Annotated in this window: 21 protein-coding genes; 12 read left to right on the plus strand and 9 right to left on the minus strand. The window is 64.0% G+C overall.

What is annotated here, in order from left to right:
• Positions 1–14: 14 nt before the first annotated feature.
• Complete coding sequence (zwf, locus tag ACZ899_RS19675; protein ID WP_203649326.1) at positions 15–1,457, minus strand: glucose-6-phosphate dehydrogenase; 1,443 nt, start codon at positions 1,455–1,457, stop codon at positions 15–17.
• 103 nt (positions 1,458–1,560) lie between these two features.
• Between zwf and hexR the strand changes: the two genes are divergently transcribed.
• Positions 1,561–2,427 carry a transcriptional regulator HexR gene (hexR, locus tag ACZ899_RS19680; RefSeq protein WP_023630201.1) on the plus strand — a complete coding sequence of 289 codons (867 nt, stop codon included), beginning with the start codon at positions 1,561–1,563 and terminating at the stop codon, positions 2,425–2,427.
• Positions 2,428–2,587: 160 nt separating this feature from the next.
• Positions 2,588–2,806 carry a PA3496 family putative envelope integrity protein gene (locus ACZ899_RS19685; protein WP_203649329.1) on the plus strand — a complete coding sequence of 73 codons (219 nt, stop codon included), beginning with the start codon at positions 2,588–2,590 and terminating at the stop codon, positions 2,804–2,806.
• Here the strand turns inward: ACZ899_RS19685 and ACZ899_RS19690 are convergent.
• On the minus strand, positions 2,748–3,695 hold the full coding sequence (locus ACZ899_RS19690; RefSeq protein ID WP_203649331.1) for a LysR family transcriptional regulator: 948 nt from the start codon (positions 3,693–3,695) through the stop codon (positions 2,748–2,750). The two genes, ACZ899_RS19685 and ACZ899_RS19690, sit on opposite strands and share 59 nt — an antisense overlap.
• 204 nt (positions 3,696–3,899) lie before the next feature.
• On the opposite strand from ACZ899_RS19690, the gene ACZ899_RS19695 reads away from it, so the two are divergent.
• From ACZ899_RS19695 to ACZ899_RS19710, 4 genes are all read left to right on the plus strand, one after another.
• Entirely contained in the window at positions 3,900–5,315 is a 1,416-nt protein-coding gene (locus ACZ899_RS19695) for an acetyl-CoA carboxylase biotin carboxylase subunit (protein ID WP_203649333.1), read from the plus strand.
• An 11-nt stretch (positions 5,316–5,326) separates the two neighbouring features.
• Positions 5,327–7,135 (plus strand): sodium-extruding oxaloacetate decarboxylase subunit alpha, encoded by a 1,809-nt coding sequence (oadA, locus tag ACZ899_RS19700; RefSeq protein ID WP_203649335.1) that lies wholly within the window; start codon positions 5,327–5,329, stop codon positions 7,133–7,135.
• A gap of 216 nt (positions 7,136–7,351) precedes the next feature.
• The gene (locus tag ACZ899_RS19705; protein WP_232855416.1) at positions 7,352–8,677 is read left to right on the plus strand and encodes a type II toxin-antitoxin system HipA family toxin; all 1,326 of its coding nucleotides are present in this window, start codon (positions 7,352–7,354) and stop codon (positions 8,675–8,677) included.
• Positions 8,674–8,952 carry a helix-turn-helix domain-containing protein gene (locus ACZ899_RS19710; protein WP_186712271.1) on the plus strand — a complete coding sequence of 93 codons (279 nt, stop codon included), beginning with the start codon at positions 8,674–8,676 and terminating at the stop codon, positions 8,950–8,952. Before ACZ899_RS19705 ends, ACZ899_RS19710 begins: the two co-directional genes overlap by 4 nt.
• Positions 8,953–9,071: 119 nt before the next feature.
• Here ACZ899_RS19710 and ACZ899_RS19715 read toward each other — a convergent pair whose 3' ends face one another.
• Genes ACZ899_RS19715 through ACZ899_RS19725 form a run of 3 tightly spaced genes read right to left on the minus strand, consistent with a single transcriptional unit; the run spans position 9,072 to position 10,838 of the window.
• Entirely contained in the window at positions 9,072–9,743 is a 672-nt protein-coding gene (locus ACZ899_RS19715) for a GNAT family N-acetyltransferase (RefSeq protein WP_234562241.1), read from the minus strand.
• A 7-nt stretch (positions 9,744–9,750) separates the two neighbouring features.
• Positions 9,751–10,197 (minus strand): GNAT family N-acetyltransferase, encoded by a 447-nt coding sequence (locus tag ACZ899_RS19720; protein ID WP_203649339.1) that lies wholly within the window; start codon positions 10,195–10,197, stop codon positions 9,751–9,753.
• A gap of 11 nt (positions 10,198–10,208) precedes the next feature.
• On the minus strand, positions 10,209–10,838 hold the full coding sequence (locus ACZ899_RS19725) for an FMN-binding negative transcriptional regulator (RefSeq protein ID WP_234562239.1): 630 nt from the start codon (positions 10,836–10,838) through the stop codon (positions 10,209–10,211).
• A 90-nt stretch (positions 10,839–10,928) separates the two neighbouring features.
• Here ACZ899_RS19725 and pdxR point away from each other — a divergent pair, with 90 nt between their 5' ends.
• Positions 10,929–12,455: a MocR-like pyridoxine biosynthesis transcription factor PdxR gene (pdxR, locus tag ACZ899_RS19730; RefSeq protein ID WP_234562237.1), complete on the plus strand. Its 1,527-nt coding sequence runs from the start codon at positions 10,929–10,931 to the stop codon at positions 12,453–12,455.
• Between the two features lie 73 nt (positions 12,456–12,528).
• On the opposite strand, the gene ACZ899_RS19735 is transcribed toward pdxR, so the two are convergent.
• The 4 genes from ACZ899_RS19735 to aspA all read right to left on the minus strand — a co-directional run bounded on the left by ACZ899_RS19735 (position 12,529) and on the right by aspA (position 17,462).
• The gene (locus ACZ899_RS19735; RefSeq protein ID WP_234562235.1) at positions 12,529–13,632 is read right to left on the minus strand and encodes an extracellular solute-binding protein; all 1,104 of its coding nucleotides are present in this window, start codon (positions 13,630–13,632) and stop codon (positions 12,529–12,531) included.
• A 2-nt stretch (positions 13,633–13,634) separates the two neighbouring features.
• Positions 13,635–14,675 (minus strand): histone deacetylase family protein, encoded by a 1,041-nt coding sequence (locus ACZ899_RS19740; RefSeq protein ID WP_203649347.1) that lies wholly within the window; start codon positions 14,673–14,675, stop codon positions 13,635–13,637.
• Positions 14,676–14,864: 189 nt separating this feature from the next.
• Positions 14,865–15,857 (minus strand): AraC family transcriptional regulator, encoded by a 993-nt coding sequence (locus ACZ899_RS19745; RefSeq protein ID WP_186712278.1) that lies wholly within the window; start codon positions 15,855–15,857, stop codon positions 14,865–14,867.
• Between the two features lie 180 nt (positions 15,858–16,037).
• Complete coding sequence (gene aspA / locus ACZ899_RS19750; protein ID WP_110736208.1) at positions 16,038–17,462, minus strand: aspartate ammonia-lyase; 1,425 nt, start codon at positions 17,460–17,462, stop codon at positions 16,038–16,040.
• 181 nt (positions 17,463–17,643) lie between these two features.
• Here aspA and ACZ899_RS19755 point away from each other — a divergent pair, with 181 nt between their 5' ends.
• The 5 genes from ACZ899_RS19755 (at position 17,644) to ACZ899_RS19775 (ending at position 21,255) form a co-directional block, all read left to right on the plus strand.
• Positions 17,644–18,573, plus strand: coding sequence for a LysR substrate-binding domain-containing protein (locus ACZ899_RS19755; protein ID WP_050707560.1), 930 nt, complete (start codon positions 17,644–17,646; stop codon positions 18,571–18,573).
• A gap of 171 nt (positions 18,574–18,744) precedes the next feature.
• Complete coding sequence (gene purE, locus ACZ899_RS19760) at positions 18,745–19,236, plus strand: 5-(carboxyamino)imidazole ribonucleotide mutase (RefSeq protein WP_050707559.1); 492 nt, start codon at positions 18,745–18,747, stop codon at positions 19,234–19,236.
• A gap of 10 nt (positions 19,237–19,246) precedes the next feature.
• The gene (locus tag ACZ899_RS19765; protein ID WP_186712279.1) at positions 19,247–20,329 is read left to right on the plus strand and encodes a 5-(carboxyamino)imidazole ribonucleotide synthase; all 1,083 of its coding nucleotides are present in this window, start codon (positions 19,247–19,249) and stop codon (positions 20,327–20,329) included.
• 96 nt (positions 20,330–20,425) lie between these two features.
• Positions 20,426–20,671: a GlsB/YeaQ/YmgE family stress response membrane protein gene (locus ACZ899_RS19770; protein ID WP_050707557.1), complete on the plus strand. Its 246-nt coding sequence runs from the start codon at positions 20,426–20,428 to the stop codon at positions 20,669–20,671.
• Positions 20,672–20,721: 50 nt separating this feature from the next.
• Positions 20,722–21,255 carry a DUF3299 domain-containing protein gene (locus ACZ899_RS19775; RefSeq protein WP_234562233.1) on the plus strand — a complete coding sequence of 178 codons (534 nt, stop codon included), beginning with the start codon at positions 20,722–20,724 and terminating at the stop codon, positions 21,253–21,255.
• Positions 21,256–21,313 lie beyond the last annotated feature (58 nt).

A 21,313-nucleotide genomic window follows, 5' to 3' on the forward strand; every position in this document is an offset into this window, starting at 1 on the left:
ACACAAGGCCGCTCCTACAGGTGCCAGGCCTGGCCCTGGCGTGCCAACAGGCTGTTGGCCTGTTCCGGGCCATTGCTGCCGGCGGGGTAGGGACGTGGCGCCTGGAAGTGCTCCTCCCAGCCCTGCAGGATCGGGTCGATCCAGGCCCAGGCGGCCTCGACCTCGTCGCGGCGCATGAACAGTGTCGAGTCGCCTTCCAGCACATCCAGCAGCAGCCGCTCGTAGGCGTCCCAGCGGCGGGTCTGGGCGAAGGCCTGGGCGAGGTTCAGGTCCAGTTCGACCGGTGCCAGGCGCATGCCCTTGCCCGGGCTCTTGGTCATCATGCGCAGGCTGATGTGTTCGTCAGGCTGTAGCTGGATCAGCAACTGGTTGACCTGGCCGCCGCTGAACAGCTCGTGGGGCACCGGCTTGAACTGGATGACGATCTGCGACGAGCGCCGCGCCATGCGCTTGCCGGTGCGCAGGTAGAAGGGCACGCCGGCCCAGCGCCAGTTGTCGATGTGCGCCTGCACCGCGACGAAGGTCTCGGTGTCGCTGTCGTTGTCCACGTCCTTCTCGAAGTAGTAGGCCGGTACTTCCTGGCCGCCGATCTTGCCGGCGCCGTACTGGCCGCGCACGGTCTTGTCCTGCACGTCCTGGCCGGTGATGGGCTTGAGCGCGCGGAGGATCTTCACCTTTTCGTCGCGCACCGCCTCGGCCTCGAACTGCGCCGGCGGCTCCATGGCCACCAGGCAGAGCAATTGCAGCAGGTGGTTCTGCAGCATGTCGCGGGTGGCGCCGGCACGGTCGTAGTAGGCGCCGCGGTTTTCCACGCCAAGGGTCTCGCAGACGCTGATCTGCACATGGTCGACCTGGCCGTTGCGCCACACCGGCTCCAGCAGGGCATTGGCAAAGCGCAGCGCCATGAGGTTCTGCACGGTTTCCTTGCCCAGGTAGTGGTCGATGCGGAACACCTGCGGTTCGCTGAACACCGCACCGATGGCCTCGTTGATCGCGGTGGCCGACTCCAGCGAGTGACCGATGGGCTTCTCCAGCACGATGCGCGCCTCGCTGTCGGCAAGGCCGGCGATGCGCAGGTGGTTGGCGATGGGCACGAACAGCTTGGGCGCGGTGGCCAGATAGAAGATCCGGGTCAACCCGCCAGGTTCGCCCAGGTAGCGGGCCAGGCGACCGAAGTCGGCGCTTTGCGCGGCGTCCATGGGGAAATAGTCCAGGCGTGCGCAGAAGCGCTGCCAGACGTCCTCGTCGAAGTCCTGGCGGGCGATCTGCGCCCGGCAGTGGCGTTCGGCGAGCTTGAGGTAGTCGTTGCGCGAAAGGTTGCGCCGGGCCAGGGCAATGATTCGCACGGCGTTGTGTAGGCGGGCCTCGCGATACAGGTGGTAGAGCGCCGGGAGCAGTTTGTGCAGGGCCAGGTCGCCCGTGCCGCCGAAGACCAGGATGTCGCAAGGAATCGTCAAACCACCACTCTCCACGTTCGTTTAGCTGGGCGGGTTGGCAAGCATGTAGTATAACTACAAGAAAGCTACATCCCGGCACGCCGATCATAACCGAGTCCAGCCCGTGAATCTGTTGCAACATATCGACCAATCGCGGCACCTGCTGCGTAAATCGGAACTAAAAGTGGCCGACCATGTGCTGCTCGATCCGGCTGCCGTCATGCACAGCTCGATGGCCGACCTGGCGCACAGCGTGGGGATCAGCGAGCCAACCATCGTGCGCTTCTGCCGGGCGATAGGCTGTTCGGGCTTCCAGGACCTCAAGCTCAAGCTGGCGCAGAGCCTGGCCGCCGGCGCCAGTTTCGGCCAGTTTGCCATCCATGAAGACGACTCGGTCGCCGACTACAGCCTGAAGATCTTCGACACCACCCTGCACACGCTGATGGAAGTGCGCGAGCACCTCGACCCGCAAGCGCTGCAGCAGGCGGTGACCGCCATGGCCCAAGCCCAGCGCGTGGAGTTCTACGGCTTTGGCGCTTCCGGCGCGGTGGCTGCCGATGCCCAGCACAAGTTCTTCCGCCTGCTGCTCAGCGCCGCGGCCTATTCCGACCCGCACATGCAGGCGATGTCGGCGGTCACCCTGAAGCCGGGCGATGTGGCGGTGTGCATCTCGCAGTCGGGGCGCTCCAAGGACCTGCTGATCACCGCCAACCTGGTGCGTGAAAGCGGCGCCAACCTGATCACCCTGTGCCCGAGCCAGACGCCGCTGGCCGAATTGTCGACGGTCAACCTGGCCATCGATGTGCATGAAGACACCGAGATCTACACCCCGCTGACCTCGCGTATCGCCCACCTGGTGGTGATCGACGTGCTGGCCATGGGCGTGGCCATGGCCCGTGGGCCAAGCCTGGTCAACCACCTCAAGAGCGTGAAGCGCAGCTTGCGCAGCCTGCGTTTGTCGCCGAAGTCGATCAAGGCCACCGACGACTGAGCAATGCAGAGGTTCCGTGGGAGCGGGCTTGCCCCGCGATTGCAATCGCGGGGCAAGCCCGCTCCCACGCAGATTTCATCATTTCGTCACCATTCCTCCGCCAAACCGTAAACCGCCAAGGCCAGTCTGAAACTCCCGCATCCTATCTGGGAGACAGGCAATGGCACATGATCACGCAGGTGTGTACCAACCCAACGCCAAGGCTCGCAAGCAACAGGAAAAGGATCAGCGCCGCATGGAGTTCCGTCGCGCGATCGAAAGCTACTGCGACCAGCGCCAGCTGCTGCGCGAACTGGCCGACTACCCCGACCTGCAGGACATCACGGTGTGGCAGGTATCGGCGGCAACTTCCCCGAGAAACGCTCAACAAGCCCACTGATTTGCGCACGTTCGCCGCGGATGAACGCCTGGAACGCCAAGGCGACCGGCGACTGGCGCTTGCTTTTGGATTGCACCAGGCACCAGCTGCGGTACAGCGGCAACTCCTCCACCGGCAGTTCCCTGAGCACGCCGGTGGCCAGCTCCAAATTGACTGCGTGGCGGGTCAGCAGGGCGATGCCCAGGCCGGCCACCACGCATTCGCGCTGGGCATCGGTTGAGGCTACCTCGAGGGTCTGGGTGAAGTGCACGCGCTTGTCCTTGAAGAACTCCTCGCAGGCCTTGCGCGTGCCCGAGCCCTGCTCGCGAACCAGCAGGGTATGAGGTTCGAGGTCCTGCAGGCGCAGTTGCTCCAGCTTGCACAGCGGGTGGTCCGGCGGTGCCACGGCGATGATCGGGTTGTTGAGGAAGGGCAGGAATTCCAGACCCATGTCCTGGGGCACCATGGACATGATGGTCAGGTCGTCGCGGTTGTCCGAAAGGCGCCGGATCGCCTGGGCCCGGTTGACCACCGTGAGGGTGAGGTTGACCTCCGGGTGGCGCTGCTTGAAGGCGGCGAACAGGTGTGGCACGAAGTACTTGGCGCTGGACTCGATCGCCAGTTTCAGCTGCCCCTGCAATGAGCCCTGCAGGTCCGACAGCTGCATGTCGAGGTTCTCCAGGCGCCCGAAGATATCCCGGCTGGCGCGTTGCAGCGCCTCGGCCGCCTCGGTCAGGTAGAGCTTCTTGCCGACGTACTCGAACAGCGGCTGGCCGACCAGCTCCTCGAGTTGGCGGATCTGTAGACTAACGGCGGGTTGCGTCAGCGCCATCTCCTCGGCCGCCCGGCTGTAGGAGCGCAGATCACACACCTCGTTGAACACCTGCAGTTGACGTAAAGTCATACGCATCAAGGACTTACGCATTTTTTCCGGGGCTCCAGCAAAACCTTGTTACCTCACTATAAGCTTTTGCTAATACTGCCCCTAACAAATATTGATTTTTGTTTATCGATCTTCAGCGCTAGGGTGAATATGCGACTGGCCAGCGACGTCTGGTCACGCGCCGACCGGTAAAACCGGATCGTCTGTTCCTACGGCTTTGGGAAGACTCCAGTGATAACAAAAATCCTGATCGCCAACCGGGGTGAGATCGCAGTTCGGATCGTGCGTGCCTGCGCCGAGATGGGCATTCGCTCCGTCGCGATCTATGCCGACGCCGACCGTCACGCCCTGCACGTCAAGCGCGCCGACGAGGCCTACAGCATCGGTGCCGAGCCCCTGGCCGGCTACCTGAACCCGCGCAAGCTGGTGAACCTTGCTGTCGAGACCGGCTGCGATGCCCTGCATCCAGGCTACGGTTTCCTGTCGGAAAACGCCGAACTGGCAGAAATCTGCGCCGAACGTGGAATCAAGTTCATCGGCCCGTCCGCTGATGTCATTCGCCGCATGGGCGACAAGACCGAAGCGCGCCGCACCATGATCGCGGCCGGTGTCCCGGTCACCCCCGGCACCGAAGGCAACGTCGCCGATATCCATGAAGCCCTGCGCGAGGGTGACCGCATCGGTTACCCGGTGATGCTCAAGGCCACCTCCGGTGGCGGCGGGCGTGGCATCCGCCGCTGCAACAGCCGTGAAGAGCTGGAGCAGAACTTCCCCCGTGTCATCTCCGAGGCCACCAAGGCCTTCGGCTCGGCGGAAGTGTTCCTGGAAAAATGCATCGTCAACCCCAAGCACATCGAGGCGCAGATCCTCGGTGACAGCTTCGGCAACGTGGTGCACCTGTTCGAGCGCGATTGCTCGATCCAGCGCCGCAACCAGAAGCTCATCGAGATTGCTCCGAGCCCGCAGCTCACCCCCGAGCAGCGCGCCTATATCGGCGACCTGGCGGTGCGCGCAGCCAAGGCGGTGGACTACGAGAACGCCGGTACCGTGGAGTTCCTGCTCGCCGATGGCGAGGTGTACTTCATGGAAATGAACACGCGGGTGCAGGTGGAACACACCATCACCGAGGAAATCACCGGCATCGACATCGTCCGCGAACAGATTCGCATCGCCTCCGGCCTGCCGCTGTCGATCAAGCAGGAAGACATCCAGCACCGCGGCTTCGCGTTGCAGTTCCGCATCAACGCCGAAGATCCGAAGAACAACTTCCTGCCCAGCTTCGGCAAGATCACCCGCTACTACGCTCCCGGCGGCCCCGGCGTGCGCACTGACACGGCGATCTATACCGGCTACACCATCCCGCCGTTCTACGACTCCATGTGCCTGAAACTGGTGGTCTGGGCACTGACCTGGGAAGAAGCCATGGACCGCGGCCTGCGAGCCCTGGACGACATGCGCGTGCAGGGGGTGAAGACCACCGCCGCGTATTACCAGGAAATCCTGCGCAACCCGGAATTCCGCAGCGGGCAGTTCAACACCAGCTTCGTCGAAAGCCACCCTGAACTGACCAACTACTCGATCAAGCGCAAACCCGAAGAGCTGGCCCTGGCCATCGCCGCCGCCATCGCCGCGCACGCAGGCCTGTGAGGAACCGAACAATGTCCAAGAAAATCTTTGTTACCGACACGATCCTGCGCGACGCCCACCAGTCCCTGCTGGCTACCCGCATGCGCACCGAAGACATGCTGCCGATCTGCGACAAGCTCGACAAGGTCGGCTACTGGTCGCTGGAAGTCTGGGGCGGCGCCACCTTCGACGCCTGCGTGCGCTTCCTCAAGGAAGACCCGTGGGAGCGCCTGCGCAAGCTGCGCGCCGCATTGCCCAACACCCGCCTGCAGATGCTCCTGCGCGGCCAGAACCTGCTGGGCTACCGCCACTACAGCGACGACGTGGTCAAGGCCTTCGTCGCCAAGGCGGCGGTCAACGGCATCGACGTGTTCCGCATCTTCGACGCCATGAACGACGTGCGTAACCTGCGCGTGGCCATCGAGGCGGTGAAGGCCGCCGGCAAGCACGCCCAGGGCACCATCGCCTACACCACCAGCCCCGTGCACACCATCGATGCCTTCGTGCAGCAGGCCAAGCAGATGGAAGCCATGGGCTGCGACTCGGTGGCGATCAAGGACATGGCCGGCCTGCTGACCCCGTTCGCCACCGGCGAGCTGGTCAAGGCGCTGAAGGCCGAGCAGTCGCTGCCGGTGTTCATCCACTCCCACGACACCGCCGGCCTGGCCGCGATGTGCCAGCTCAAGGCGGTGGAAAACGGCGCCGACCATATCGACACCGCGATTTCCAGCTTCGCCTGGGGCACCAGCCACCCGGGTACCGAATCGATGGTCGCCGCGCTCAAGGGCAGCGAGTTCGACACCGGCCTGGACCTGGAGCTGCTGCAGGAGATCGGCCTGTATTTCTACGCCGTGCGCAAGAAGTACCACCAGTTCGAGAGCGAGTTCACCGCCGTGGACACCCGCGTGCAGGTCAACCAGGTGCCGGGCGGGATGATTTCCAACCTGGCCAACCAGCTCAAGGAGCAGGGCGCGCTCAACCGCATGAACGAAGTGCTGGCGGAGATCCCGCGGGTGCGTGAAGACCTCGGCTTCCCGCCGCTGGTGACCCCGACCTCGCAGATCGTCGGCACCCAGGCGTTCTTCAACGTGCTGGCCGGCGAGCGCTACAAGACCATTACCAACGAAGTGAAGCTGTACCTGCAGGGCGGTTACGGCAAGGCTCCGGGCGTGGTCAACGAGCAGCTGCGCCGCCAGGCCATCGGCAGCGAGGAAGTGATCGACGTGCGCCCGGCCGATCTGCTCAAGCCGGAGATGGCCAAGCTGCGTGCCGATATCGGCAGCCTGGCGCACTCCGAGGAAGACGTGCTGACTTTCGCCATGTTCCCCGACATTGGCCGCAAGTTCCTCGAGGAGCGCGAAGCCGGCACCCTCAAGCCCGAAGCCCTGCTGCCGATTCCGGAAGCCGGCGCGGTGGGCTCGGTGGGCGGTGAGGGCGTACCGACCGAGTTCGTCATCGACGTGCACGGCGAGACCTACCGCGTCGACATCACCGGCGTGGGCGTCAAGGCCGAAGGCAAGCGCCACTTCTACCTGTCCATCGACGGCATGCCGGAAGAAGTGGTGTTCGAGCCGCTCAACGACTTCGTCGGCGGTGGCGGCAGCAAGCGCAAGCAGGCCAGCGAACCGGGCCATGTCAGCACCACCATGCCGGGCAACATCGTCGATGTGCTGGTCAAGGAAGGCGATGTGGTCAAGGCCGGCCAGGCAGTGCTGATCACCGAGGCGATGAAGATGGAGACCGAAGTCCAGGCGGCCATCGCCGGCAAGGTCGTGGCCATCCACGTGGCCAAGGGCGACCGGGTAACCCCGGGCGAGATCCTGATCGAGATCGAAGGCTGACAGAAGCCTTCATCTGCAAGCGGTTAACCTCTGGGGAGCGAATGCTCCCCTTTTTTTGTCATTCCATCTGCACTATTTTGCAGAACAAGACATGGAGGCTTTAAGGCTTATGTATTTTGATGCAGATTATTTGTTGAACCTTTGTAAAAATCTGCACTATGCTGCATATCGAAGGAATGGTTGACCCCTTCACATGCAGTCAATCACAGGCGGCCCATGCACAGACTTACGCTCCAGCTCCATGACGACGGCAAGTGGCAGGACGCTCTGGCGATGGCCTTCGCACAGCCGGAGCACAGCCTCGCCAGCCCTTGCGAGTTTGGCTATCTGTCCGATTACGTCAGGGCGAATCCGGATGGCTATGACAGCCTGTTCTGCCGGGCGGCGAGTGCAATGCTGCCGGTGGATTTTGGCAACCATCGCCTGCCCCACGCCCCTGCATTCCTTTACGACATCGCGCCTGCTGGTGCCGCCAAGCGTTTCCTGCTCAAGCATATTGGCCGCGAGAAGCCGGCCGGCATGGGAGAGGACCTGTTTCTGCTTGGGCGCTCCACCCCTGCGCCGATCGGCAACCTGCGCATCAAGGAGTCCTTCGAGCAACTGGATCTGGCAAGCCCCATCGGTTTTACCCGCGAGGATGTCGTTTCCCGGGATCAGCGCTTTCTCGAGTACGCCTATGAGCAGGGAGCGGCCATTGGCGGTGCGACCGGTGCTGGCGGAGAAGCGCCGAAGCTGTTGATGACCGAGGACGAAAGCGGGCAGTTGTACCCGGATGCCGTGCTTGCCGACGAACACGCTCGCCGTCACTGGTTCATCAAATTTGCCAGAAACCAGGCACTGGTCGATGACCAGGAGATTCTGCGAGCCGAGCACCTCTACTACAAAGCCTTGCAGCGTTTAGGTATTGATACGGTCGCCAGTGAACATATGGCGTTGGAGGAGGGCCGCAAGCCCAGCCTCTGGATGGCGCGCTTCGATCGTAAGGTGTCCGCAGGGGGGGTGCAGCGCCTTGCGGTGGAGTCGGTCTACTCGTTGTGCGGCGTGACCGAGCCCGGCAGCCGCATGGGTCACCTGGAAGTGATCGATACCCTTGTCGCCCTATGGCATGAGGCTGGGCAGTCGGATCAGGTGCCTGGGCTGATTGCGGACTACCTGCGCCGCGACCTGATCAACAAGATCCTGGGCAACTCCGACAACCATGGACGCAATACCGCCATCATCCGCACCCGCGATACGGTGCGCCTGGCGCCAATCTATGACCTTGCGCCGATGGTGATGGATCAGGAGGGGGTAACCCGGACAACCAAATGGCCAGTGCCGATCGAGCGGGCTGGTGAAATCGACTGGATGGCGGTGTGCGACGCCCTGGCCTCGGTCATTGACCCGGAGCAGGCGTACCAGCGTTTGCGCGAGGATGCCCGCCAGTTGCTGGCATTGCCCGATATCCTGAGCGGACTGGGGTTGGCAAGCCGGGTCATGAATCACCCGGCGATTGCGCTGGGCAAGCTTGAGCGGCGGATGGCCGAGTGGGGGTTGGCATGACGGTATCCATCGATGCCCGCGGGTTGTTGATTGACGGTGTGCGTGAGGGAATCGCCGACGGCAGCCTGGAGCTGGGCGCAGCGGTCAGGCGCTTGCGTACGGAAGTGGCGAAGATGCAGCAGACCCAGTTTGCGCGGATGTGCAAGGTTTCGGTTCGCACGTTGATCCAGATCGAACAGGGGGAGGGCAACCCCACGCTCAAATCGCTGAATGCGGTCTTCAAGCCGTTCGGGCTGCAGATGGGCGTCGTCAGGCGTCATCGTCAGATCAGATGAGGACCTTGGGGCAAGTCTGCTCCCACGCATTACCGTGGGAGATCGCCCAGCCCTTCAGGCTACGCTGTCGCGCAGGTAACAGAGTTCCAGCGTGGGAGCGGGCTTGCCCCGCGATAAGGTCAGCCCTGGCGACAGGCCTCCAGCGTCCTCGCCTGACCTTCAGGTTGCTGGTTATCCACACTCAACCATCGCTCGAACCCCGCCGCCACCGCCGGCCATTCGCCGTCGGTAATCGAATACCACGCCGTATCCCGGTTGCGGTCCTTGACCACCATGTGCTGACGGAACACACCTTCGAAGACGAAGCCGAAGCGCTCCGCCGCGCGTTTGGAGCGGGCATTGGTGTCGTTGCACTTCCATTCCAGACGGCGGTTGCCCAGCTCGAAGCCCAGCTTGCCCAGCAGGTACACCGCCTCGGTGCCTTTCGGCGTGCGTTGCATGGCGGCGCCGAAGGCGATGTGGCCGATCTCGAAGCGGCCCTGTTCCGGGACGATCGACATGTAGCTCAGGATGCCTTGAACCTGGCCGCTGGCGCGGTCGATCACGCTGTAGAACAGCGGATCGCGGCTGGCGGCGTTGCCTTGCAGCCAGTGGTCGAAGCCGGCGCGCTCGGCAAACGGGCCGTAGGGCAGGTAGTCCCACAGCACCGGGTCCGAACCCGGACCTTGCAGTACTTTCCAGAGGTCGTCGCCATGGCGGGCCGGATCGAGCTTTTCCAGGCGGATGAAACGGCCTTCCATAGGGTCGGCCTTGGGTGTGCCGGCGGGCTTCCAGTTCAATGCGTCGTTCATCTTCGGCCTACAGTGCTTTGCGAAATTGAATGAAGCCTGGCCGCTCGGCGACCTGTTCGTACAGGCTGATGGCGGTGGCGTTGGTCTCATGGGTCAGCCAGTGCACCCTCGTGCAGTCGGCGGCCTTGGCCGTCGCGTAGACATGCTCGATCAACTGGCGGCCAATACCCAGACCGCGTTGCTCGCTGTCCACGTAGAGGTCCTGCAGGTAGCAGGAATTCTGGATGCTCCAGTTGGTGCGATGGTAGATGAAGTTGACCAGGCCCACTGCCTTGCCGTCGACCCAGGCAAGGGTCGAATGGGTGGGCTCGTTGGGGTCGAGCAGGCGTTGCCAGGAGCTGAGGTAGATCTCGTCGGCCAGTTCGGTCTGGTAGAAGCGCAGGTAGGCCTGCCACAGGGAGCGCCAGGCGGCGTGATCGTGGGCGCCGACCGGGCGCAGGGTAACGTGGCTCATGGGCTTTTCCTTCAGAGATCGCGCATGTGCGCGGCGAGTTGGTTGTCCAGGTGGTCATTGCTGGCGCCGAGGCCTTCGCGCACGCCGGCAATGTCCTGCGCCGAGCGGTTCTGGCTCAGCTTGCGCGCACCTTGCAGGCGGCTGATGGGCAGGCGGATGCCGACGATGGCGCGGAGCATGCTGTCGAGGTAGTCGCTGGGGGCGTCAGACACTTTCCAGGGTTCGTTGCGGTGTTGTTCATGGCGTTCGGTGAGGCGGGTGACGATGCCCAGCAACGACTGGGCGTTGTGGATAACTTCGACCGGGCCGTAGGCGTGCACAGCTAGGTAGTTCCAGGTCGGCACCACCTTGGGGTTGTCCGCCTTGCTCGGGTAGTAGCTCGGGCTGACGTAGGCATCGGCACCGGGAAACACCAGCAGCGCCTCGCCCCCTTGCTCCAGGTCCTGCCACTGGCGGTTGGCCCGAGCGAGGTGGGCGTAGACCGTGCCGAACTCGCCTTCGCCGGTCTCGACCAGTACCGGCAGGTGGGTGGCCAGCAGGCCCTGTTCACCCTGGCTGACCAGCAGCGCCAGGCGGGTTTGCAGCATGTGCCGGTGCAGGCGGTCGAGGTCGTGTTCCTGGTGGGGCTTGTTGTTGTACATGCTGGATGTCCTTGTTGAATGGCTCCATGCTAGGCAGGCTATTGGCTCTGGGTAAGAGCCATTCACGGCTGTTTTCATAGGTCCAATGCCATGATCGAACGTTGCCATCCTCTGCCTTTCGACCCCACGGGTATCGTCCTGGACCGCCGCCGCGGGCTGAGCCAGCAGCTCTACCATGCCTTGCGCGCCAGGGTTTTGGATGGGCGTTTGGGCAGCGGCACGCGGTTGCCGGCCACCCGCGACCTGGCGGCGATGCTGACGCTGTCGCGAAACAGCGTGGTGCGGGCCTACGACCAGCTGTATGCCGAAGGCTTCATCGAGAGCCGGGTCGGCGATGGCACCTATGTGAGCCAGCTACCGAAACTATCCACACAATTATCAACAGGGTTATCCCTGGGTTTATCAACAGACTTATCCACATTTCGCACTGCGGATACTGAGGATTTATCCAGTCAGGCTGTCATCAGCGAGCCCCTGCAACGTCTGAAAAATCATCATTTGCCGCTGCCCAGGGGCGGGGCACCCAGGGCTTTTCGCGTGGGTGTGCCGGCGTTCGACCTGTTCCCGTTCGAGGTGTGGGCCAAGCTGCAAGCGGGTTTCTGGCGAAATCCCGACCCGGCGATGCTGGGTTATGGCGACCCGGCGGGTGAGTGGCAGCTGCGCGAACTGATTGCCACCTACCTGCGACGTTCACGGGGGCTTTCCTGCACGGCTGAACAAATTGTGATCACCAGTGGCGCGCAGGAGGCCATCAGCCTTTGTGCACAGCTGCTGTTGCAGCCTGGCGATGGCGTGGCTGTGGAAAACCCGGGGTACCGGGCTGCCGGGCATGCGTTCGCGATGGCCGGGGCTAGGCTCAGGGGTGTGCCGGTGGATGCCGAGGGCATGGACTGCGCGAGACTGGCCGAGATGCCCGAGTGCCGGCTGGCCTACGTGACGCCTGCTCACCAGTACCCCACGGGTGTCACCATGAGCCTGGCCCGTCGCCTGTCGTTGCTGGCCTGGGCCGAGCGCCAGGATGGCTGGATCCTCGAGGACGACTACGACGGCGAGTACCGTTACAGCGGTGCGCCGCTGGCGCCACTGGCCGCGCTGGACCGCCAAGGGCGCGTGTTGTACGTGGGGACCTTCGGCAAGATCGCCCTGCCGGCCCTGCGCCTGGGATACCTGGTGCTTCCCGGGCGCCTGGTGCAGGCGTTCAGTCGATGCCGTGCGCTGGCGGTGCGCCATTCGGAGGTTGGTACCCAGTGCGTGATGGCGCAGTTCATGGCCCAGGGGCACTTCCAGCGGCATGTCCGCCGCATGCGTCGGGCTGCGCTGGCGCGGCGCAATGTGCTCCAGGCTGGCTGGCCACAGGATGTGCCGGGGCTGGGGGCCATGCCGGTGGTGGCGGCGGGGCTGCATGTGAAGGTGGATGTGGATAGCTTCACGCGGGAACAGGAGCTGGTGGCGCGGGCGGAAGCGGTGGCGGTGGAGGTCAATCCGTTGAGCAGCTACTGGCTGGAGGACAGCGAGGAGCCTGTGGATAAAAGGGCAGGGCTGGTGCTGGGGTTTGCGGCGGTGCCGGAGGGGGAGATTGCGCAGGCTTTGATGCGCCTGCGCAAGACCTGGCGCTAGCCATCGCGGGGCAAGCCCGCTCCCACGCAGCCAACACAATCGGCGTGGGAGCGGGCTTGCCCCGCGATGGTGTTCAGGTACCGGACTTGATCTTGGTCCAGGCCCGAGTCCGTGCCCGCTCGGCATCCCGCGGCAACGGCTTCAAGGTATACAGCTTGGCCATCGCCTCCGCCGTCGGGTACAGGTTCGGGTTGTTGCGGATCGCCGGGCTGACCTTGTCGGTCGCATCCTTGTTCGGGTTCGGGTAGCCGACGAAATCGCTGATCGGCGCGATCACCTCAGGCCGCAGCAGGTAGTTGATGAAGGCATGGGCATCCTCCGGATTGGCGGCATTCTTCGGGATTGCCAGCATGTCGAACCAGATCGGTGCGCCTTCCCTGGGCAGGCGCATGTCCACCACCACGCCGTTCTTCGCCTCGTGGGCGCGGTTGGCGGCCTGGGAGAAGCTGCCCGAATAGCCCACCGCCACGCAGATGTCGCCGTTGGCAATGTCGGCCATGTACTTGGAGGAGTGGAAGTAGGTGACATGCGGGCGAATCTTCAGCAGCAGGTCCTGGGCCTTCTGGTAGTCGGCCGGCTTGCCGCTGTTGGGGTCCAGGCCCAGGTACGACAGGGCCAGTGGCAGGATCTCCGACGGCGAGTCGAGCAGTGCCACGCCGCATTGCTTGAGCTTGGCGATGTTCTCCGGCTTGAAGATCAGGTCCCAGCTGTCCACCGGAGCGTTGTCGCCGAGCACGGCCTTGACCTTGTCCGGATTGAAGCCGATCAGCACGGTGCCGTACATGTAGGGCACGGCGAACTGGTTGCCGGGATCGTTGGCCTCGATCAGCTTCATCAGCGCCGGGTCCAGGTGCTGCCAGTTGGGCAGCTTGGTGCGATCGAGCGGCTGGAACACGCCGGCCTCGATCTGCTTGGCGAGGAACACGTTGGACGGCACCACCACGTCGTAGCCGGAGTTGCCGGTCAGCAGTTTGGCCTCCAGCGCCTCGTTGGTGTCGAAGATGTCGTAGACCAGTTTCACCCCGCTGTCCTTCTGGAAGTCGGTGAGGGTCTGCGGGGTGATGTAGTCGAACCAGTTGTAGACCCGCAGGGTGCGCTGGTCGGCGTGGGCCTGGAGCGCGCCGGCGAGCAGGCCGGCGGTGATGAGCGGGGCGAGCAGACGCTTGAGTCGGACCATGTTCAGGCTCCTGGCTGGGCGCGCTGGAAGCCTTCCAGCACATTGACCGCGTTGATGCCGATTTCCTCCACAGCGTAGCCGCCCTCCATCACGAACAAGGTCGGCTTGCCCAGCAGGGCGATGCGCTTGCCCATCTCCAGGTAGTCCGGGCTGTCGAGCTTGAACTGGGAGATCGGGTCGTCCTTGAAGGTGTCGACGCCGAGCGAGATCACTAGTACATCCGCATCGTAGGTGGCGATGCGCTGGCAGGCGGCTTCCAGTGCCGCGCTCCAGGCCGCCCAGTCACTGCCGGCGGGCAGTGGGTAATTGATGTTGCAGCCTTCACCCGCGCCTTCGCCGACCTCGTCGGCATAGCCCAGGAAGAATGGGAACTCGTCCTGCGGGTCGCCGTGGATCGAGGCGAAGAACACATCGTTGCGGGTGTAGAAGATGTCCTGGGTGCCGTTGCCGTGGTGGTAGTCGACATCGAGGATGGCCACCTTGCGCCGGCCCTGGTCGAGGAAGGCCTGGGCGGCGATGGCGGCGTTGTTCAGGTAGCAGTAGCCGCCCATCACCTCGGCGGCGGCGTGGTGTCCCGGCGGGCGGCACAGGGCGAAGGCCGCGTGGGCGCCTTGCTGGATCGCGGCCTGGGCGGTCAGGGCCACTTGCGCTGCGCTGTAGGCGGCCTGCCAGGTACCGGCGGTGATCGGCGCGCCGGCATCGAAGCTGTAGTAGCCGAGTTCGCCGTGCAGGCCGGTGGGCTTGACCTGGCGCAGGGTGCGCGCCGGCCAGGTGAAGGGCAGCAGGTCGCCGTCGTGGCCCAGTGCGGCCCAGCGGGCCCAGGCGCCTTCGAAGAAGTTCAGGTAGTCGGTGCTGTGGATGCGTTGCAGCGGAGCGCGGCCGAAATCGGTGGGGCCTTGCACAGGGCCGAGGTTGCGCCTTTGCACCTGCTCCAGGACGTGGTCGGCGCGGGAGGGCATTTCAAAGCAGGGCATCAGCTGGCCGTCGATCAGCTCGCAGCGGCCATGGTGCAGGCGGTGGTCATCGGAATAGACCGTCAGCATTTGTTGTTCTCCGTTTATGACTGGCGTGAGGCCATTCTGCTGGGTGGGCCAGTGAGGAGAGAACGGTGCGGATGGCCAAAAGGGGATCGATGTGGCCAAGGCATGTGCTGGCCTCATCGCGGGGCAAGCCCGCTCCCACGCCAGATCTTCCGTGGGAGCGGGCTTGCCCCGCGATAGGGTCGGCTCAGATCAACCGCGGAAATGACTGGGCGCCACGCCACTCCAACGCTGGAAGGCATGCCTGAAACTCGCCGTCTCGCTGAACCCCAGCGATTCGGCAATGCGATAGATCGGCATCTGGTCTTCGGCCAGCAGTTGCTTGGCCCGCTCGAAGCGCAGCTCATCCAGCAGTTGTTGATAACTGCTACCCAACGCCTGCAGGTGCCGGCGCAAGGTGCGCGACGAGCAGTTCATCTGCCGTGCCAGGCCCTCCAGCCCGGGAGCGGCATCCAGCTGTTGGACCAGCAACTGGCGAATGCGCCCGAGCCAGGCTTGGCGTCCGGTGAACTCCAGGTTCAGCCGTCGGCAGCGTTCGCCCATGGCCTTGTGGGTGATCGGGTCGGCCAGCGGCAGCGGCATGTCCAGCCAGCGGCGCTCGAAGGCGAAGGCGTTGTCGCCGGCCTCGAAGCCGAGCGGGCACTGGAACGCACCGTCGTAGAGCGCGTGGTAGCCGGGGCGCGAGTGTTCGAAGCGCGCCGCCAGCAGTGGCAGCGGGCGGCCGAGCAGGTCATCGCATATCACTTTAAGCGACACCAGGCAGAACTCGGCGTTGAAGGCGGCAAGGCCGGGGGCGTCGTAATGATCGCTGGCGCAGAGCCAGACCCGCTGGCCGTCGTCCACCAGGCGCAGTTGGAAGACTGTTCCCAGTAGTGCCGGATAACTCAGCGCCAGGCGCAGGGCGTCACCCAAAGTGGCACTGGAGAGCAGGGCGTAACCCAGCATCCCATAGCACGACACATGCATCCGCCGGCCCAGTTCCAGGCCGATGTCCTCACGCCGGACCACAGCGTTGGCGCACACCTGCAGCTCCTGTTGGGTGGTGATGCGCGCATCGGCGTGGCCCATGTCCGCCGGGCCTATGCCGCTGCCGGCGAGCAACTGCCGCGGGTCGACGCCGGCCTCCTGGAACACCTGGAGGATCAGCGAAACCGCGTTGAGGGTGGTGAGGTGGCTGTGCAGCATGCTCGGCGTCCCATTGGGCTGAGAAGCTTTAGTGAGCAAGTTGTATGCCGCTCCTACAGGGACCGCGCAGGGATTGAAGCGCAGGCATAAAAAAAGGGCCCGGAGCGTGCGCTCGGGCCCTTGAAAGGTTGAGAGGTGTCTAGTCCCTCGACCTGGTGAGACTGTTTGCAGCGGTCTGGGTTAAGCCTTCAGCGGAACCAGACGGGGAGCGATCATGTTTTCCGGACGCAGGATGTCGTTGAGCATCTCTTCGTCCAGCAGCTTCTCCTCGCGCACCAGTTCCAGCACGCCGCGGCCGGTTTCCAGGGCGACGCGGGCGATACGGGTGGCGTTTTCGTAGCCGATGTACGGGTTCAGGGCGGTGACCAGGCCGATCGAGTGCTCGACCAGTTCACGGCAGCGCTGTTCGTTGGCGGTGATGCCGACGATGCAGTGCTCGCGCAGCATGTCCATGGCGCGTTGCAGCAGGCGGATCGAGTCGAAGATCTTGTAGGCGATCAGCGGTTCCATCACGTTCAGCTGCAGCTGGCCACCTTCGGCGGCGACGGTCAGCGCCAGGTCGTTGCCCATGATGGCGAAGGCCACCTGGTTGACGGCTTCCGGGATTACCGGGTTGACCTTGCCTGGCATGATCGAGCTGCCTGGCTGGCGCGCCGGCAGGTTGATCTCGTTGATGCCGGTGCGTGGGCCGCTGGACAGCAGGCGCAGGTCGTTGCAGATCTTCGACAGCTTGACTGCGGTGCGCTTGAGCATGCCGGAGAACAGCACGAAGGCGCCCATGTCGGAGGTGGCTTCGATCAGGTCGGCAGCCGGGACCAGCGGCTGGCCGCTGATGATCGCCAGGCGCTGAACGGCCAGCATCTGGTAGCCCGGGTCGGCGTTGATGCCGGTACCGATGGCGGTACCGCCCAGGTTGATTTCGGTCAGCAGTTCCGGAGCCAGCGAGCGCAGGCGCTGCAGGTCTTCGGTCATGGTGGTGGCGAAGGCGCGGAATTCCTGGCCCAGGGTCATCGGCACGGCGTCCTGCAGCTGGGTACGGCCCATCTTCAGTACGTGGTCGAACTCTTTACCTTTGGCGGCGAAGGCCTGGATCAGGCTGTCGAGGCTGGCCAGCAGGGCGTCGTGGCCCAGCAGCAAGCCCAGACGGATCGCGGTCGGGTAGGCGTCGTTGGTCGACTGCGCCATGTTCACGTCGTTGTTCGGGTGCAGGTACTGGTACTCACCTTTCTGGTGGCCCATGTGCTCCAGCGCGACGTTGGCGATGACTTCGTTGGCGTTCATGTTGGTGGAGGTGCCAGCACCGCCCTGGATCATGTCCACGACGAACTGATCGTGGAAGTCACCCTTGATCAGTCGGGCGCAGGCTGCAGTGATGGCAGCGTGCTTGGCATCGCTCAGGTGCCCCAGCTCACGGTTGGCGTCAGCAGCAGCCTGCTTGACCATCGCCAGGCCGACTACCAGTTTCGGGTAGTGCGACAGCGGAACGCCGGAGAGGTGGAAGTTGTTGGCAGCGCGCAGAGTCTGGATGCCGTAGTAGGCATCGGCAGGGACTTCAAGGGTACCAAGCAGATCTTTTTCGACGCGGAACGATGCAGCGGAGGACATGATGGATATCATCTCGATTTTGACCCGGCACCTGCCGGAATGGCGCCAATGCTAGGGCTGCCCGGATTTTGCGGCCAATGCTGTTGCACGCTAACCTATGCACAAACGGCATACGGTTTGATGTGACGCCGATTGACAATCGAGCGTGTTCCATTTTGGTGCACGCGTTGCGGAGTAGTCGATGAACCTCGAAAGCAAATGGCTGGAGGACTTCAGTGCCTTGGCCTCCACCCGCAGTTTTTCCCAGGCGGCCGAGCGCCGTTTCGTCACCCAGCCGGCCTTCAGTCGACGCATACGCAGCTTGGAGGCGGCGCTGGGGCTGACCTTGGTGAATCGTTCCCGCACCCCCATCGAACTGACCGAGGCCGGTCAGCTGTTTCTCGTCACCGCGCGTACCGTTGTCGACCAGTTGAGCGAAGTTCTCCGCCATTTGCATCACCTCGAAGGCGGGCAGGGCGAGGTGATCCAGGTGTCGGCGGCGCACTCCCTGGCGTCGGGCTTTTTCCCGCGCTGGGTGGCGCAGTTGCGCAACGATGGCCTGAACATCGCCACGCGCCTGGTGGCCACCAACGTCGGTGATGCCGTTCATGCATTGCGCGAGGGTGGCTGCGACCTGATGCTGGCCTTCTATGACCCGGACGCTGCCCTGCAGATGGACGCCGAGATCTTCCCCTCATTGCACATGGGCACCACCGAAATGCTTCCGGTGTGCGCCGTGGGTCCGGATGGCAAGCCGCTGTTCGACCTGGAGGGCGAGGGCAGCGTGCCGCTGCTGGCCTACAGCGCCGGCGCCTTCCTCGGCCGTTCGGTCAACCTGCTGCTGCGCCAGCGCAACCTGCGCTATACCACTGTCTATGAAACCGCGATGGCCGACAGTCTCAAGAGCATGGCGCTCGAAGGCATGGGTATCGCCTGGGTGCCGAGGCTGTCGATGCGTGGCGAGCTGGAACGTGGCGAACTGGTGATCTGTGGCGGCAGCCAGTGGCATGTGCCGCTGGAAATCCGCCTGTATCGCTGCGCGCTGGTGCGCAAGGCCAACGTGCGGTTGCTGTGGCGCAAGCTGGAGGGCGGTTCAGTTGACCCGAAAGTCAGCCAAACCCCCGAAAAATAAGGGCGACAGTTGGTCGCCGGGGGTGCCGTGATCGCCTCGCGTTACGCTATACTGCGCGGCCCCTCGACCGGATAGATTCGGTCATGATCAGCAAACAAGCCACGCCGGTCGTCCCGCGTGGCTTGTTGTTTTTTGACGCGCCCGCGGGCGCACAAGCGAAGAGGCTCGACGATGAGTGCACTGGTTGGCGTGATCATGGGCTCCAAGTCCGATTGGTCCACCCTTAGCCACACCGCCGATATGCTGGAAAAACTCGGCATTCCCTACGAGGTGAAGGTGGTTTCCGCCCACCGTACCCCGGACCTGCTGTTCCAGTACGCCGAGGAGGCCGAAGGCCGCGGCATCGAGGTGATCATCGCCGGTGCTGGCGGCGCCGCCCACCTGCCGGGCATGTGCGCCGCCAAGACCCACCTGCCGGTGCTGGGCGTGCCGGTGCAGTCGTCGATGCTGTCGGGTGTCGATTCGCTGCTGTCGATCGTGCAGATGCCAGCTGGTGTTCCCGTGGCCACCCTGGCCATCGGCAAGGCCGGCGCGATCAACGCCGCGCTGCTGTCGGCGAGCATCCTGGGCGCCAAGTACCCGCAGTTCCACGCGGCGCTCAAGCAGTTCCGCACCGAGCAGACCGACACCGTTCTGGACAATCCAGATCCGCGCCAGGCTTGAGGTTGACGCTATGAAGATCGGTGTAATCGGTGGCGGCCAACTGGGCCGCATGCTGGCCCTGGCGGGCACCCCGCTGGGCATGAACTTCGCCTTCCTCGACCCGGCCCCGGACGCCTGCGCCGCCCCGCTGGGCGAGCACCTGCGCGCCGACTACGGCGACCAGGACCACCTGCGCCAGCTGGCCGACGAAGTCGACCTGGTGACCTTCGAGTTCGAGAGCGTGCCGGCGGAAACCGTCGCCTTCCTTTCGCAGTTCGTGCCGGTCTACCCGAGTGCCGAGGCCCTGCGCATCGCCCGTGATCGTCTGTTCGAGAAGAGCATGTTCCGCGACCTGGGGATTCCGACCCCGGCTTTTGCCGACATCCTCTCGCAAGCGGACCTGGATGCCGCCGTCGCCAGCATCGGCCTGCCGGCCGTGCTCAAGACCCGCACCCTGGGGTATGACGGCAAGGGCCAGAAGGTCCTGCGCAAGCCTGAGGACGTGGTCGATACCTTCGCCGAGCTGGGTAGCGTGCCTTGCCTGCTGGAAGGTTTCGTACCGTTCACCGGCGAAGTGTCGCTGGTGGCCGTGCGTGCCCGCGATGGCGAAACCCGCTTCTACCCGCTGGTGCACAACACCCACGACAGCGGCATCCTGAAACTGTCGGTGGCCAGCGACGCGCACCCGCTGCAGGCCCTGGCCGAAGACTACGTCGGTCGGGTGCTGCAGAAGCTGGACTATGTCGGCGTCATGGCCTTCGAGTTCTTCGAAGTCGACGGCGGCCTGAAGGCCAACGAGATCGCCCCGCGCGTGCACAACTCCGGGCACTGGACTATCGAAGGCAGCGAGTGCAGCCAGTTCGAGAACCACCTGCGTGCCGTCGCCGGCCTGCCGCTGGGTTCGACCGCCAAGGTCGGCGAGAGCGCCATGCTCAACTTCATCGGCGAAGTACCGCCGGTGGACAAGGTCGTGGCCATCGACGATTGCCACCTGCACCACTACGGCAAGGCATTCAAGGTCGGGCGCAAGGTCGGCCATGCCACCCTGCGCTGCGCCGACATGGCCACCCTCAAGGCCAAGATCGCCGAAGTAGAGGCGTTGATCGCCGGCTGATCGAACTTCTGGCCGGCAATGCCGCTCTGAGATGGCAACATGCCAAAGCGCTGACTAGGCTTTGGCATGTTTCATGTTCATCACAGAGGGATTGCCATGGGCATCATTGGAACCATCTTCATTGGCCTGATCGTCGGCCTGCTGGCGCGTTTCCTGAAACCGGGTGACGACAGCATGGGCTGGATCATGACCATCCTCCTTGGTATCGCCGGCTCCCTGGCCGCCACCTATGGCGGGCAAGCCCTGGGCATCTACCAGGCCGGGCAGGCCGCAGGCTTCTTCGGGGCCCTGGTCGGCGCGATCATCCTTCTGGTGATCTACGGCTTCATCAAGAAGAACTGAACACAGGCTAGAATGCCCGGCAATTCAATCCCGAGTTGCCGAGCATTCCCATGCGTGCGTTATTCCTCGTCCCCCTGCTGCTGGCCAGCGCCCTGGCCCATGCCGAACTGCCCGAGACCGACTGGCTGGAGCTGATGCCCAAGTCGGACCAGAAAGCCCTCGAGCAGATGCCCGAGATCGACCACGACTCCCCGGAAGCCCAGGGGACCTTCACTGCCAAGGGTGGCCTGAAGCAGAGCAAGGGCTTGCCTGCGGTAATGTACTCGACCAAGACCGTGGCAGCGATGAACGGCAAGCAGATCCGCCTGGGCGGGTATCCGGTGCCGTTGGAGAGCGATGCGAAAGGCAACAGCACGTTGTTCTTCCTGGTGCCGTACCCGGGCGCCTGTATCCATGTTCCGCCACCGCCGCCGAACCAGCTGGTGCTGGTGCGTTATCCGAAAGGTTTGAAGATCGACGACATCTACACGCCGTTGTGGGTGACCGGCACGCTGAAGGTGGAGGCGGTCAGCAATGACCTGGCGGATGCGGCGTATGCGCTGGAGGCGGGGCAGGTGAGGGTGGTGGAAGACGCCGACCTGTAACGCATTCTGGGTTGCTTGCAGCCCATCGCGACACAAGGCCGCTCCCACAGGGATCACG

It is taken from the genome of Pseudomonas sp. TE31087 (assembly GCF_057284075.1).

Coding starts and splice junctions, on each gene's coding strand:
- ACZ899_RS19685 (WP_203649329.1), top strand. CDS start 2,588: ATGGCACATGATCACGCAGGTGTGTACCAACCCAACGCCAAGGCTCGC.
- ACZ899_RS19690 (WP_203649331.1), bottom strand. CDS start 3,695: ATGCGTATGACTTTACGTCAACTGCAGGTGTTCAACGAGGTGTGTGAT.
- oadA (WP_203649335.1), top strand. CDS start 5,327: ATGTCCAAGAAAATCTTTGTTACCGACACGATCCTGCGCGACGCCCAC.
- ACZ899_RS19705 (WP_232855416.1), top strand. CDS start 7,352: ATGCACAGACTTACGCTCCAGCTCCATGACGACGGCAAGTGGCAGGAC.
- ACZ899_RS19710 (WP_186712271.1), top strand. CDS start 8,674: ATGACGGTATCCATCGATGCCCGCGGGTTGTTGATTGACGGTGTGCGT.
- ACZ899_RS19715 (WP_234562241.1), bottom strand. CDS start 9,743: ATGAACGACGCATTGAACTGGAAGCCCGCCGGCACACCCAAGGCCGAC.
- ACZ899_RS19720 (WP_203649339.1), bottom strand. CDS start 10,197: ATGAGCCACGTTACCCTGCGCCCGGTCGGCGCCCACGATCACGCCGCC.
- ACZ899_RS19725 (WP_234562239.1), bottom strand. CDS start 10,838: ATGTACAACAACAAGCCCCACCAGGAACACGACCTCGACCGCCTGCAC.
- pdxR (WP_234562237.1), top strand. CDS start 10,929: ATGATCGAACGTTGCCATCCTCTGCCTTTCGACCCCACGGGTATCGTC.
- ACZ899_RS19735 (WP_234562235.1), bottom strand. CDS start 13,632: ATGGTCCGACTCAAGCGTCTGCTCGCCCCGCTCATCACCGCCGGCCTG.
- ACZ899_RS19740 (WP_203649347.1), bottom strand. CDS start 14,675: ATGCTGACGGTCTATTCCGATGACCACCGCCTGCACCATGGCCGCTGC.
- ACZ899_RS19745 (WP_186712278.1), bottom strand. CDS start 15,857: ATGCTGCACAGCCACCTCACCACCCTCAACGCGGTTTCGCTGATCCTC.
- aspA (WP_110736208.1), bottom strand. CDS start 17,462: ATGTCCTCCGCTGCATCGTTCCGCGTCGAAAAAGATCTGCTTGGTACC.
- ACZ899_RS19755 (WP_050707560.1), top strand. CDS start 17,644: ATGAACCTCGAAAGCAAATGGCTGGAGGACTTCAGTGCCTTGGCCTCC.
- purE (WP_050707559.1), top strand. CDS start 18,745: ATGAGTGCACTGGTTGGCGTGATCATGGGCTCCAAGTCCGATTGGTCC.
- ACZ899_RS19765 (WP_186712279.1), top strand. CDS start 19,247: ATGAAGATCGGTGTAATCGGTGGCGGCCAACTGGGCCGCATGCTGGCC.
- ACZ899_RS19770 (WP_050707557.1), top strand. CDS start 20,426: ATGGGCATCATTGGAACCATCTTCATTGGCCTGATCGTCGGCCTGCTG.
- ACZ899_RS19775 (WP_234562233.1), top strand. CDS start 20,722: ATGCGTGCGTTATTCCTCGTCCCCCTGCTGCTGGCCAGCGCCCTGGCC.